Here is a 13,977-nt window from a genome sequence, read left to right on the forward strand (position 1 = left end):
CTTTTCCAACTACTTAATTCCAATTTTCTCTAAAATATCTAAAAAATCTTTTGCTATTTTATTCCAATTGAAATTTTCCTCTACAAACTTTCTTCCATTCTCTCCCATGATTTTTCTTTTTTCTTTGTCATTAATTAAAAGCGATAATTTTTCAATCCATCTATCTGCATCACCTCTCTCTACCAAAAATCCCGTTTCATTATTTTTCATAAGCTCTGGAATTCCTCCTACGTTTGTTGCAACTATTGGCTTTTTCATTAATTGTGCTTCTTGCAGTGTTAAAGGTGACATGTCAATTCCACTAACTAGCGCATAGACATCAATCTCAGTTAGATATTCTCTGACCTTATCTGGGTATTGCAAATTTCCAAGCCACTTAAAATTATCGTGTTTTCCTAATGCTGATAGAATCTTGTCACGGTACGGCCCATCTCCTGCCCAGTAAAAAGTCACATCAGGCATAGATTTTAGAACATTTTCTAAAACAAGCATCTCTTGGGCTTTTCCCCAAATTACGGCCCCTTGTAATAATCCAACACAAGGATGCTTGAGAGCCATTCCTTTTGATGGGTACCATCTAGATGAAGATATTCCCTGATACATCACTCCTGTTTTCTTGTTTGGATAATTTCTCTTGACAATTTTTTCTAAATGTTCACAAATTGGTACAATTAATGATGATTTTTGAAAAGTTTGTCTGGCAATAGAAATCCAAATTTGCAATGCAATTCTCTTTGGAAGTGATTTGTATAGTGTATTTTTTGCCCATTCCATTTCCTTCCAAATATTCCCTCTCAGATGTATTACTAGAGGAATATTCTGTTTAGATGCAGCAAGTGCAAAATGCCTTTGTCTGTCCACTAGAATGACATCTGGCTTAAATTCAGAAATTAATTGATCAAACTTCTTTCTAGTTTGAAACCAATCAGAAACCTTACGGCTTGGAAAACCATTGCAGATATCTGTATCTACAACTAGCTTACAATCAACTCCTAAATCTGTTAGAGCACTCGCAAATTCCTTTAGATGAAATATCTTGGAGGTAGAACCTCCTATAAGTAATCTCATTTTTGTTCACAGTTATAAAAATAATGTATGTATTAAGACATTTTGTAAAATAAATGGTATTATACTCAATCCTAATATTTTTAAAGCCATAAAAAATCGATTAAACAACTTGAAACCCTCTCTTGTTGAATATCTAGTTTGTCCTATCTGCAGAAAAAATTTCAACATCAAAATAATAAAAAAGTCTAAAGGAGAAATTATGGAGGGATATCTGATTTGTATAAATAAACACAAATTTAAGATTACAAATGGAATTCCTAGATTTGTCACAGATGCTACAAAGGATTTTGTAAAAACTGAGGATGCATTTTCATCAAAATGGAAAATATATCATAAATCATATCATGAGAAAAAATGGTTTGAGTTTCAAAGAAATTGGTTTTTAGAAAGGTTTCAATGGGAACCCCTTGAAAGTTTTAATAAATTTCTATTGACAAAACACAATATTCTTGATGCAGGAACTGGTCTTGGAAATAGTGCAAACTTTCTATCTACTAACAAGCAATCACTAGTTTTTGCAATAGATGCTAGTGAGTCTGTAAATTTTGCTTATAAAAAATACGGTGGTGCTACAAACATTCATTTTTTGCAAGCAGACTTGCGTCAACTTCCATTTAAAAAGAATTTTTTTGATTATGTCTACTCTGATCAGGTACTACATCACACAAAAAATACCGAAACATCATTCAAATATCTGACAAAATTCCTCAAAAAGACAGGTCATATTTCGATCTATGTTTACAACAAAAAGGCTCCGATAAGAGAATTTGCGGATGATTACATTCGTTCAAAGACTACAAAAATGTCTGTAAATGATTGTGTAGAGTTTTCAAAAGATATGACAATTCTGGGAAAATCACTATCTAATCTAAAAAGGAAGATCACCATACCACGTGACATTAAGCTACTTAACATCAAGGCAGGCACATACGACGTACAACGATTCATCTATTGGCATTTTTTAAAATGCTTTTGGGCTGAAGATGGAGATTTTGAGAGAAGTATAGGTGTTAATTTTGATTGGTATTATCCAAAATTTGCTTATAGACACACTCCTGATGAAGTACGTAAATGGTATCGTGATACCAAAATAAAAATTACAAGTTTCAAAGAAATTGAAAGTGGAATTAGTGTTACTGGAAAAAAATAAATTTTTTATAAACTTTGTTTATTCTGTTTTTTTATTATGAAAATATATGAACTTGGAAAAATATGTGCAAAATATTTTCTAATCTTATAACCATGATTTTTAAATATGCTATATCCAGAATAAACTAACGGACCGTTTGATTCATTGTGAACTACATATCCATAAGAAGCAAATATTTTTGCCCAATATTTTTTTGAAAACTTGAAAATTTCAATAATAAAAGATCTTTCTGTTCCTAACGGATGTAGAAATAACAAGTTTTTTAATCTAATTTTTTTATGATTTAATCCATCTTTATCGTCATTTTTTAAATTTTCTTTTGAATTTGATTTACTTGTAATTTTTTTGTATAGTATTTTTGGTAATAGTACATAATGCCAAAAATTAGTAATTACTGACCACCAATTTGATGGAACAATGTGTATGGCTAAACCGTCTGATTTTAGAACTCTGTTGATTTCCTTGAATAGTAAATTTTTATCTTTTATATGAGCAATTACATGTGAAGAAAAAACTAAATCAAATGTTTCTGGCTTGAATTCTAACTCTGTTGCATTCATTTTTTTTACATCAAAATATGTTGAAGACGGATTGATATCAATTGAAATTACATCAAAACCCCAATCTGTTAAAATTCTTGCAAGATATCCGTCTTTTCCTCCAATTTCTAAAATTTTTTTTATACTAACATCTGATAGGTTTTTTCTAATAGATGACAGTTCCTGATTTCGAATAAATTCAATCCATGTATTTTCATTAACCATTTCTCATCTTATGTGATTTTTTCTATACATGACTAAATCATTAAATATCTTATTTTGAGACATACTTTTTGTCATACTTTAATTAGTATAACTAAAATCTAGAATTAATTTATAGTTGTTTACAGTGATATGAAATTGTTTAAAAAAATCAAATCAAAAATCTCACATTTTCCATATTTCTATCAGTGGATCATTCTTGTAAATATGAATAATGATATTTCTACATCCTTCTTAAAATTTAAGGAGATAATGCCCACAAAAGACAGATTTTGGGCGGATCCATTTGTAATTTACAAAGATCAAAAACATCATATATTTTTTGAAGAATTTCTAAATTCTCAAAATAAAGGACATTTGTCAGTAATGACTGTTGATAATAATGGAAATTATACTAAACCTGTAAAAATTTTAGAACGTGATTATCACTTATCATATCCATCAATATTTGAATTTCAAAATGCATGGTATCTGATTCATGGAACAATACATAATTCAAAATCTTATGTGGAATTATTCAAGTGTAATAATTTTCCATTTCAGTGGAAACATGATCGTAAATTAATAATTGATATTCCACTTGTAGATACTACCATGTTTTTTTATAATAAAAAATGGTGGATATTTGCATGTAGCGCCGAAAATAATGGAACATCTAGATCTGAGGAACTGATGTTATTTTATTCTGATAATCCGCTTAGTGCAAATTGGATTCCACACCCTCTGAATCCTATAGTTTCTGATATTCGAAATGCTAGACCTGCAGGAAAAATCTTCAAAATGAATAATAAAATTATTCGACCAGCCCAAAACTGTTTTCAAGTATATGGAAACGGATTTTCCTTTAATGAAATAATTAAATTAAATGAAAATGAATATGAAGAAAAACACCTGGAATTCTTCAAGCCTGATTGGAAAAATGGTCTCATTGGACTTCATACTTTTAATTATGAAAAAGGTTGTACTGTAATTGATGCCAGAATAAAACGAAGCAGACTAAATTAATTAAAGAAAATCCTATCTCAAATCAAATATGATAGTTCAATTGATATACAACATAATAAGAAAAAAATCATGAAACAAAATATTGGCTTTCGAGGATGGTTCTATTTTAGACAAGGATGGACAACTTACTTTGCTTTCATTTTTGCAGCTATCAATACAATGGTTGTTACTTATTACCTAGCAATTGAAAATATTCCTTCTTTAAAGACAATTTTTCCAACATTTTATGTTTATCTAGCTATTACAGCTTCTATTGGTGTTCCGTTGCTAATTTTAGTTGGATATGCACATCAGAAAAAAACCTCATCATATAAAGCCGAAGCTGATATCTATTATGAATCAAATCCTCATGCACTAAGACAATATAACGATATAGAATTGCTTTTGCAATTAAATCTAAAATTAGTTGATCTCTTACTTTTGGATTATGAGAAAAATAAAGTTTCCAATGAAAAATTAGATGAGCTAATAAAATTGAAAACTGAAATAGAAACTTACTTTAATCAAAGAAAAGACAATAAACAAATAGATATTGCATTATTCAAGAAATTTTCACACTTGAAATAATTAATCTCTAATCAATCTGTCATATTCTTCCTTTCCCCATGTACTAATGTTTTTTTCTCTGAATTTTTTTATGTATATTTTTTCAATCTTAAGAATAATAAAACTCATAAGCCTATCCAAGATGGATAATTTTCTATCCAACACTTTATTTTTTTCAAGCACTTTTACAAAAATATTTTCCCAGTCTTTTGATACCAATTCCGGATCAGATATTTTTTTTACATATTCGTATTCTTTTTGTGCTAAATCCTCTCTGAATTGTTTAGACTCCACAATCTTATCTATGATATCTGCTATCTCTTGTGGTTCATTTGATTTTGGTAGAAATGGAGGGATTATTTCCTTACCATCCACAATGTTGGGTTTTTTTGGATCCGTATAACAAATTACTGGTTTTTTACAAAATGCAGCTTCTCTTTCTATCCCGCCTTGAACACCTGCTCTCATCTGCCCCATCACTGCGTCTGCTCCTACAAAATATCTGCCTAATTCATCTCTTTTAATTAATGGAATGAACCTGATTCTGTCTGATTTTTCATTGATTAATTTTTTATTTATTGAACTTAACTCATCAAATTCTTCAGTGGTTGTATCTTCTATAAACCACTTTACTTGTAATACTTCAAAATCTGATTTACAAAGATCTATTGCCTTCCAAATCTTATCCATTCCTTTTTCCAATCCAAATCTCTGTGCTGACAAGAAAGTAAATTTTTCTTTTTTAAATTCAATCGGCTGTATATTTTCATTGAAAAGTTCTGTATCTACAAATATCCTATCTAATCTGATTGCATCCTTTCTATATTTTTTTAATGGTGTATAATATTCGTCCATCGGCGCTATACATGTAATAGCATTATCTAGTATTTTTTTATAAAAGTTTTTTTCAAAAAAATTATAATTTTTATTTTCTTTTGCAAAAGGTGGGCTTGTAATATCCCCTCCGACAAAATACATAATGTAATTTATTCCTGCTAAATATGCAATTCTTGCTCCTGCCCAAGGAACAGCTATACATAAATCATATTTATCTTTGATTTTTTTGATTCTTTCTACTTGTTTTGAAATTAATAACGAGTCAAAGTATTCTATTCCATCTTTTCCAGTTGTAGTTTTATCTACACCTTTTTTTGGAAAATCTATTAAATGAACTTCTACATTTCTAGCAAATTTCTTCATTAGATAGATGTTGCTTGTTGAATCTCCTATTGCCAGAATTTTTAATTTCATCTAAAAGACCTCTTTATTCATTGTTTACACTATAATTTTTAGTTGTATTATCTTAAGATTATGAATTATGTATTGTTCAAGTCTTTATAAAATACTTTATTTAGCTAAATTCTTTCTATTTTGTATTGAGAACAAAAAAACTTGAAATTTCAGAACAGTTTTACTCTGACTTAATATCAATACATAAAAAACGACGAAATGAAGTTAAAAAAAAATGGAACCGAGTTTTACCTTTTAATGAATTAATATCTGACAGATGGGAAAAAGCTAAATTTTTGAATGGATTGTCTGGCAGTAGCATATATGATAACAGTTATGTATTTGGTAAGGTTTCTATTGGAAAAAATACTTGGATAGGTCCTTATACTATACTTGATGGCAGTGGTGGAAAACTCTCCATAGGTGATTTTTGTAGTATTAGCAGCGGAGTGCAAATCTATACTCATAACACGGTAAAATGGGCTGTAAGTGGTGGAAAAGCTGAATATGAAAAAAAATCTGTCAGAATAAGTGATAATTGTTACATTGGTCCTTACTCGGTAATTAGTATGGGATCTAGTATTGGAAAAGGAAGTGTTATTGGAACATCAAGTTTTGTCAATACTGTAATTCCTCCTTATTCAATTGCGTTTGGTTCTCCAGCAAAGATTGTAGGTAAGGTTAAAGTCAAAGGAAAAAATGTAGAGTTTGAGTATTTTAAAAAATAATTTTATAATTTTATTCTACCAATAACTAATAATATCCTAAAACATTAGATTAGAAATGGAAATATTTAATCAAAAAATACAATGGGTTGATCCAATTACTAATGAAACTTTGAATTCTGATGGGCATTATCTTGTTTCAAATCATTCATCATATTCTATATCCAATGGTATACCAAACTTTGTTGATAATGTAAATGATCAAACGCAAAAACAAGTTCAAGAATCATTTGGAGAAAAGTGGACACAGAGTGATTTTGGACAAAATGATGCTGAATTTGAAGAAAAAATTAAGCCTGTTTACCTAGAAATGATGGGTCTTGAAGAATCTGATCTAGATATCTTCAATAATAAAATTATTCTTGAAGTAGGAATTGGAAGTGGTTCATCATCAAGATTATGGGGACCACAAGCCAAAGAATTTCATGGAGTAGATATCTCAAAAGCAATTTACCGTGTTCAAACAAATTTAAAAAAATTAATTCCAAATCCTATTCTTTCCCAGGCTGACATCAATAAACTTCCTTATCTTGACGAAAGTTTTGATGTTGTTGTTAGTAATGGTGTATTTCATCATACACCTGATACAAAATTAGCATTAAAAAATTCCCTAAAAAAATTAAAAATTGGTGGTTTTTGTATTTTTTATATATATAAAACAAAATCACCCATTAGAGAATTTTCAGACGACTATATCCGTTCAAAAATTTCTGATTTACATTATGATAATGCATGGGAAAAAATCAAGCCTCTTACCGATTTTGGAAAGTTACTACATGAAAAAAATACTCAGATTACTATACCATTCGATATAGAACTGTTGGGAATAAAAAAAGGAACATATGATCTACAAAGATTTTTTTATGATTATTTTTTTAAATGTTTTTGGAAAGATTCATGGGGATATGATTATTCTAATCTTGTTAATGTTGATTGGTATCATCCAAAATATTGTTGGAGACATTCAAAAGATGAAATACAATCATGGTGTGCTGAGTTTAATCTAGATATCAAATATATCAAAGAACTAGAAAGCGGTTATGCATGTTATGTTGTAAAAACTTCCAGTATAACCTGAAACAATAATTACTTCATTGAAATAAGAAAAATAGTTGCAAATTAACAAAAACCAAATTCGTAATTATCTTACAATTCGATATGATCCTCTGATAAATTCCTCCCATTTAGCAACTTGGAAAGATTTTGAAACTCAAACTTCTGATCCACATGGGCTTGTGACTGAAAACCTTCTTACTCTCTCTTTAAAAAATTCTATCCCTGATGACAATAAATCAATAGCAATTTCGCTAAGTAGTGGAATTGATTCTTCAATATGTTTAGCAATACTACGAAAAACGTTTCCCAAAAGAAAAATAATTGCTATATGTGGAGTTTTTGAAAATGGTTTTGATGAATCAATTGAAGCAAAAAAAATTGCAGACAAATTCTCTGCCGAATTCAAAATACTTCATATGGGTTCAATGTTTACAAACATGCCAGAGATCATCTCTATTTCCAAGAGACCTAGATGGAATACTTACACTCATCTTATTGCCAAAGAAGCTAAAAAGAAAGCAAATTTTTTGGTGACTGGTGATGGCGCTGATGAACTATTTGGCGGATATGTTTTTCGATATCATAAATTCAATCAACTTTTAAAGTCAAAGGATCAATGGCTAGAAAAAACTAAAAAATATCTAGAGTGTCATAATCGAGATTGGGTTCCGGATCAAAATAATTTGTTTGGTAAATGTATCAAGTTTAATTGGAATGAAATTTATAATTATTTCAAACCTTATTTTCATAATGCTCTAGATCCTATTTCTCAGGTAATGCTAGCTGATTTTAATGGAAAATTGTTATTTGATTTTATACCTACTGGGAAAGCGATATCTGATTATTACAAAATCAAAAACATTCCAATATTCTTGGATACCTCTTTGATAACTTTTGCACAAAAACTACCATTAAATCAAAAATATGACAACAAAAATAATAGAGGAAAATTAGTGTTAAGAGCAATATCAAAAAGGTTAGGGATCAATCATATTGAAGAAAAAAAAGGTTTTTCACCTAGTTTACTTTTTGATTGGCAGAAAAATGGTAAAGAAATATGTCAGTCATTCTTATTAAATAAAAATTCTCAGATATATAAAAAAAATCTAATCAATTATGACTGGACTGTAAAAGCATTTGATCAAATTGAATTTGATGGAGACATAAGATATTTGAATAGATTAATTTCTATACTTGCTTTAGAAATATGGATTAAAATTTTTGTAACAAACGAATTAAAAAATACTAAAAAATTAGTTTAACATTAATTATTTAGTGTCTTATTGATTATCTTGCAAATATTTTCTTGATCTTCCTGTGTCAAATTTTTGTGAAGCGGAAGTGTCAATGCGTTATTAAATAATTTTGCCGAGTTTTCTAAATTGCCTACTTTTTTCATATTCTTGTATGCTGGTTCTAAATGCAATGCATATGTACCGATTTGACTTTGAATATTTTCATCAGCCAATGCCTTTCTTATCTTGTCTCTGTAACCATCTTTTTGCACATAACAAGTATATGATTGAAATGTTTGTCTTGTATTCTTGCCTACATATGCTGGTTTGATGTTTCCAATTTTTGATAGTAATTCTTGATAAATTTTTGCCTTTTGAATTCGGTCTTCAATTATTTTTTCAATTTTCTTCATCTGAACTAACCCGATGGCACTTAACACATTTGATAATTTGTAATTGGTTCCTATAGTTTCAAAAGAAGATCCCTTTGCTCCAAAATGCTTAAAGGAGTAACACTTTTCTGCAATTTCATCATTATCTGTAGTTATCATGCCGCCCTCTCCAGTTGTAATTACCTTTCTTGGGTGAAAACTAAAACAAGAATAATCTGCAATCTTTCCGACGTAATCCTCGCCAATTTTTGCACCTAAACTACATGCAGAATCTTCCAGACATTTCAAATCTAGTTTTTTTGCCTTTTGATAGATTTCTTTTTCTAATGGAACCCCTGCCCATGAAACTGGACTGAAAACGCTCATTTTTTCATCATATGCTTCCTCTAGAATATCTGTAGTCATATTCATGCTATTCAAATCCACATCTGCAAGTACTGGAATTCCACCCGCCAAAATTACTGCTTCGGCAGTAGCAGGGTACGTGTAATCTGGAACAATGACTTCTTGTCCTTTAATATTCAAACATTCCAATACTGCATGCAGTCCTGTAGTGCATGAAGTAACTGCTATTGCGTGTTTTACTCCCACATATTTTGCAACCATGTCTTCAAATTCTTTTGTAGTGCTTCCCTCTGTTAGAAAACCTGTAGCCATTACTTTTCTGATCTCGTTTATCTCATCCTCTCCTACATCAGGAACAGCTAGCGGTATGAGTTTCTTTTCAGTCACTAATTTGGGATTTTTGCTCTCTCGTATTAAGGTATTTTTTAGCAAGCTTTTTTAGAATATGAGGCAGGGTTTTTGTTGATGAAAATACTGATAATGGGCTCAGAAGGATTTGTAGGAAAAAACTTGGTCAAGGGACTATCTGAAAAACATGATATCTATACATCTGATCAACTTGATTCTACTGATCAAAATTATTCTAAATGTGATATTACAAATTACGATTCAGTGGAAAAGATAGTTAGAGATGTAGATGCTGTAATTCATCTGACTGCTCATTCTTTAGTTTCTTCTCTCGATGGTTCTATTACCAATGCTAGAGTTAACATCATGGGATTACTCAATTTACTTGAAAGCTGCAGAAAAAATTCAGTTCCCAAAGTGATTTTTACTTCTGCTTCCTCTCTTGTAGGTGAGCCAAAATCTTTTCATGTAAATGAAGATCATACTCCAAAACCCAAAACAGCGTATGGAATAACAAAATTAACATCTGAACATTATTTGCGCCTATATCATGAGCTGTATGGTATAGATTACACTGTATTTAGATTTTTTAATATTTATGGACCATTTCAAAAAAATGGATTAATCCCGTCAATTTTTAATAAAATTCAAAACAATGACTCTATTACAATTTTTGGGAAAGGAGATCAAGTTCGTGATTATGTTTACATTGAAGACATTCTTCCATTTTTTGAACAGGCAGCTTCCTCAGAAATTGGAAAAAATAAGGTTTTCAATATGGGAACTGGAAAAGGCAGTACCATACTAGAAATTGTAAAAAACATGTCTGAAATTCTTAAAATTGAGCCAAAAATTGAGTACCAACCTGTCAGACCAGGTGAGATAGGTAATTTTGTGGCCGATACAACTTTACTGCATGAAACATTTGGTAAAATCCCTTCAACAGATGTTAAAATCGGTCTTAGCAAAACAATTGATTGGCTAAAAAATAACTCGTGATTACTTTTTTGATTAAAATTTTTGAAATGACATAATTAAATTAGTACTTTATTTACCCGTGATTGTAATTGATTAAACAAATTTTATCCAAAAAAGTTTTTGCGATATATGGACTTGGTAATGTTGGAGGTTCAATAGCTGCTGTTTGGCTTAGAGCAGGTGCCAAGGTTATCGGTGTTGATATTTCTAAAACTCTTCTGACTGAAATCCAGGATGGCATTTCTCATAAGAAAGAACCTTTCTTATCTGAAACTTTTTCAAAATCCATTAAAAACAAGTCGTTTTTTCTAACCTCTGATGGAATTGATGCGTCAAAAAGATCTTCAATCAAAATTATCGTAGTTCCAGTAGGATTGAAAAACAAAAAGGTGGATCTTAGTTCTGTAATTCAAGTAACCAAAAATATAGCTAAGGGTCTCAAAAAAGGTGACACTGTAATTTTATCTCCATCTGTTCCGCCTGGAACTACAGAAAAAATAGTCTTGCCAATTCTTGAAAAAGAAAGCAAACTAAAAGGTGAAAAAGACTTTTACCTCATTTACAATCCTGAAAGAATTTTTGAAGGAAGAGCAGTTAAAGATATTGAAGAAAATTATCCTGCCGTAATCTCTGGACTTGGACCCAAGAGTTTGAAGATTGCTGAAAATCTATTTAGGATTATTTCCAAAAAAGGAGTTTTAAAAATGCCTACTTTAGCAGAAGCTGAAGCTGAAAAATTATTTGAAGGAGCATATAGAGATGTAAACATTGCACTTGCAAATGAATTGGCAGAATATTGTGAAAAAATTGGAATTAATTTCTGGGAAACTCGTAAAGGTGCAAATTCTCAACCTTTTTGTCATTTGCATTATCCTGGTACCGGTGTAGGTGGTCTGTGCATTCCAGTTTATCCACGCATAATTATAGAAAACGCATCAAAATTTGGCAAGACCATGAGTCTTTTAGAATATTCTAGAAGAATCAATGATAACATGCCCAAAAAATGTGTTGATGATGCCATTAAAATGCTCTTAAAAAATAAAATTAAACCTAAAAATGCAAAAGTAGCCGTTCTTGGATTGGGTTTTAGAGGAGAAGTTACAGATACAAGATTGTCTCCTACATATGATGTTGTAAATGAATTTCTCAAAAAAGAATGTACAGTAACTGTTCATGATCCGTATATTTTTGAAGACACAATATTGCCAAAATCAGTTCCTCTTACAAAAGATCTTGTAACTGCTACCCAGAATGCAGATCTAATCTTTATTTCATCGGATCATAAAATTTACTCTAAACTTGATTCAAAATCATTTTCAAAAGGAAAAAAATCGATTTTGTTTTTTGACGGACGTAATGTTCTCAATCCCAAGTTATTTTCATCTGGCATGCTCAATACAATTGGAATCGGCAAAAACTAATTTTTATTGTTGTTTTTGTTCAGGGATTTTTTCATAATTTATTCTGAAAAGTTTAAAGTAAATGTCGTGTCCTTTCTCTTTTGAATCATATTCTTTAGTCAAATAATCATATTTTTCTTCATTTTCAAACACATCATTTAGAAATGCTGGATTGTTATCTTCTTTTACTACTATGTGAGTTATTTTTTCAACTAAAAAGGATCTTCCGAACCTATCTTCATGATATCCACTTGATGTTAATAATTCCTCCATGGAATTTGTCCCTCTTATCTGTACTATTGCTGTATCTGCTGATATTTCTGCCCAAGTCCTTGGAAAATTATTCATTTGACTGATTCCAGCAGAGAAAACATACGACGATTCTGGTTCAAAATTATTTACTATTACATTTGAGGGGATCATTTCTCTCATAATCTCATATACTGCACTCTCATGATCTCTGTCAATATCTTTCCAAATCAGAAATAATGGAGAAGAAATTGCAATCAACACAACTAAGCTAATTAGCGAAATTTTAAAAAATTTATTCTTATTTTCATATATCCATCTAAAAAGAAATAACGCTAGTAATGCAAAAATTGGATACAAAGGAAACAGATATCTCGTATCTGACGCAAATGAAAATGCGTATACTGCTGGTAAGAGAATAAAAAAGCCAATACTGAGCACAAATTTGGCAGTCTTTCTATCTTTAATCATTAATACAAATCCAATTGGGACAACAAAGATCAACATTGGAATCAGAGACCATCCAAGAAACTTGAATGTATTTATCAAACCTTCAGAAACAAGATTAATTGTACCTCCATACATCTTAGTTTCTGGACTATCTGTCAACTCCTCAGTACTAACACTAACTCGGGACCAAAAATTATCAGAACCAAATTCCTCCGTTCTCAAAATTCCCACTGCTGAAACAATTAAAATAAAAATTAGTACTGAAACTGAAATATGAAAAATTTTTTCTTTGCTTATTGGATTCTTTAGAAAAAACACTAAAACAAATGCAGGTAATAAAAATAGCCCCTCAATTCTTACTGTAGACGCTAATGCAATTGCAATAAAAGCTAGATAATTCTTCTTATGACTCGAACTTAATATGAGAACCATGCCAATAACTATCAACAAAATGTATAATGGATCTGTAATTCCAAAAGTTGAGTTTTGAATTATTCTTGGTTCAAAGACAAAGATTAAACTTCCAACTAGTGCAAGTCTTTCATCAAAAAATTTTCTGCAAAGAAAATAAATAGGAATTGCAGTTAGTGAGGAAATCACAACTGACAAAATTCTCTGCAATGCCATATAGTCCAAAAAATTATCTGAATTATACAATGAGAAGAAAAAACTTACAAAAAGTGGCCAACCATTATTATTTACTTGCATAGTTGAGTTTTGTCCTAAGCTATGATCTATAGCATACATAAAATATGCAAAATTATCTGAATTCAATGGAATTTCAAATGGAACAAAAAGAAATCTAACTGCTATTCCAATTGCAATAATTGTCGGTAAAACTATGATTGGGTTTTTGATAGTGGGATTTTTTACATATTTTAAATTCAATATATTCAATTTAGTTGATAGGCTTAATATGGATAATTTGAACCCATAAAATTAAATTAATTATGTTATTTATTCAAGGAAAAACCATGGAATTCATTTTTCTAATTAATTTAATGATTTATTCAAAATAATCTCGAATGATGTTTAAATA

Annotated in this window: 13 protein-coding genes; 8 read left to right on the forward strand and 5 right to left on the reverse strand. The window is 30.1% G+C overall.

Annotated elements, in window-relative coordinates:
• Window positions 1-9: 9 nt before the first annotated feature.
• Window positions 10-1,068: a glycosyltransferase family 4 protein gene (locus MY1_RS00300; protein WP_007549429.1), complete on the reverse strand. Its 1,059-nt coding sequence runs from the start codon at window positions 1,066-1,068 to the stop codon at window positions 10-12.
• A 109-nt stretch (window positions 1,069-1,177) separates the two neighbouring features.
• Here MY1_RS00300 and MY1_RS00305 point away from each other — a divergent pair, with 109 nt between their 5' ends.
• A complete protein-coding gene (locus tag MY1_RS00305) occupies window positions 1,178-2,218 on the forward strand; it encodes a class I SAM-dependent methyltransferase (protein ID WP_007549430.1) in 1,041 nt (346 codons plus the stop codon).
• Between the two features lie 5 nt (window positions 2,219-2,223).
• Here the strand turns inward: MY1_RS00305 and MY1_RS00310 are convergent, their stop codons facing one another.
• Window positions 2,224-2,982 (reverse strand): class I SAM-dependent methyltransferase, encoded by a 759-nt coding sequence (locus MY1_RS00310; protein WP_007549431.1) that lies wholly within the window; start codon window positions 2,980-2,982, stop codon window positions 2,224-2,226.
• A gap of 204 nt (window positions 2,983-3,186) precedes the next feature.
• Here MY1_RS00310 and MY1_RS00315 point away from each other — a divergent pair, with 204 nt between their 5' ends.
• Together MY1_RS00315 and MY1_RS00320 are read left to right on the forward strand one after the other, a co-directional pair.
• Complete coding sequence (locus MY1_RS00315) at window positions 3,187-3,984, forward strand: glucosamine inositolphosphorylceramide transferase family protein (protein ID WP_131255113.1); 798 nt, start codon at window positions 3,187-3,189, stop codon at window positions 3,982-3,984.
• A 69-nt stretch (window positions 3,985-4,053) separates the two neighbouring features.
• Window positions 4,054-4,551, forward strand: coding sequence for a hypothetical protein (locus MY1_RS00320; RefSeq protein WP_007549435.1), 498 nt, complete (start codon window positions 4,054-4,056; stop codon window positions 4,549-4,551).
• Here MY1_RS00320 and MY1_RS00325 read toward each other — a convergent pair whose 3' ends face one another.
• Complete coding sequence (locus MY1_RS00325) at window positions 4,552-5,781, reverse strand: glycosyltransferase (RefSeq protein ID WP_007549437.1); 1,230 nt, start codon at window positions 5,779-5,781, stop codon at window positions 4,552-4,554.
• 125 nt (window positions 5,782-5,906) lie between these two features.
• Here MY1_RS00325 and MY1_RS00330 point away from each other — a divergent pair, with 125 nt between their 5' ends.
• The 3 genes from MY1_RS00330 to MY1_RS00340 are packed head-to-tail and all read left to right on the forward strand — an operon-like array spanning window position 5,907 to window position 8,803.
• Window positions 5,907-6,488: an acyltransferase gene (locus MY1_RS00330; RefSeq protein WP_202795691.1), complete on the forward strand. Its 582-nt coding sequence runs from the start codon at window positions 5,907-5,909 to the stop codon at window positions 6,486-6,488.
• 55 nt (window positions 6,489-6,543) lie between these two features.
• Complete coding sequence (locus MY1_RS00335) at window positions 6,544-7,563, forward strand: class I SAM-dependent methyltransferase (RefSeq protein ID WP_007549441.1); 1,020 nt, start codon at window positions 6,544-6,546, stop codon at window positions 7,561-7,563.
• A 34-nt stretch (window positions 7,564-7,597) separates the two neighbouring features.
• Window positions 7,598-8,803: an asparagine synthase C-terminal domain-containing protein gene (locus tag MY1_RS00340; protein ID WP_007549442.1), complete on the forward strand. Its 1,206-nt coding sequence runs from the start codon at window positions 7,598-7,600 to the stop codon at window positions 8,801-8,803.
• Between the two features lie 2 nt (window positions 8,804-8,805).
• Here the strand turns inward: MY1_RS00340 and MY1_RS00345 are convergent, their stop codons facing one another.
• Complete coding sequence (locus MY1_RS00345; RefSeq protein WP_007549443.1) at window positions 8,806-9,900, reverse strand: DegT/DnrJ/EryC1/StrS family aminotransferase; 1,095 nt, start codon at window positions 9,898-9,900, stop codon at window positions 8,806-8,808.
• Window positions 9,901-9,978: 78 nt separating this feature from the next.
• Between MY1_RS00345 and MY1_RS00350 the strand changes: the two genes are divergently transcribed.
• Both MY1_RS00350 and MY1_RS00355 read left to right on the forward strand, forming a co-directional pair.
• Window positions 9,979-10,860, forward strand: coding sequence for an NAD-dependent epimerase/dehydratase family protein (locus MY1_RS00350; protein ID WP_081470622.1), 882 nt, complete (start codon window positions 9,979-9,981; stop codon window positions 10,858-10,860).
• 68 nt (window positions 10,861-10,928) lie between these two features.
• Complete coding sequence (locus MY1_RS00355) at window positions 10,929-12,260, forward strand: nucleotide sugar dehydrogenase (protein WP_007549445.1); 1,332 nt, start codon at window positions 10,929-10,931, stop codon at window positions 12,258-12,260.
• Window positions 12,261-12,263: 3 nt separating this feature from the next.
• On the opposite strand, the gene MY1_RS09360 is transcribed toward MY1_RS00355, so the two are convergent.
• Window positions 12,264-13,826 carry an ArnT family glycosyltransferase gene (locus tag MY1_RS09360; protein WP_007549446.1) on the reverse strand — a complete coding sequence of 521 codons (1,563 nt, stop codon included), beginning with the start codon at window positions 13,824-13,826 and terminating at the stop codon, window positions 12,264-12,266.
• Between the last annotated feature and the right edge of the window lie 151 nt (window positions 13,827-13,977).

This window comes from Nitrosarchaeum koreense MY1 (assembly GCF_000220175.1).
Lineage (GTDB): Archaea > Thermoproteota > Nitrososphaeria > Nitrososphaerales > Nitrosopumilaceae > Nitrosarchaeum > Nitrosarchaeum koreense.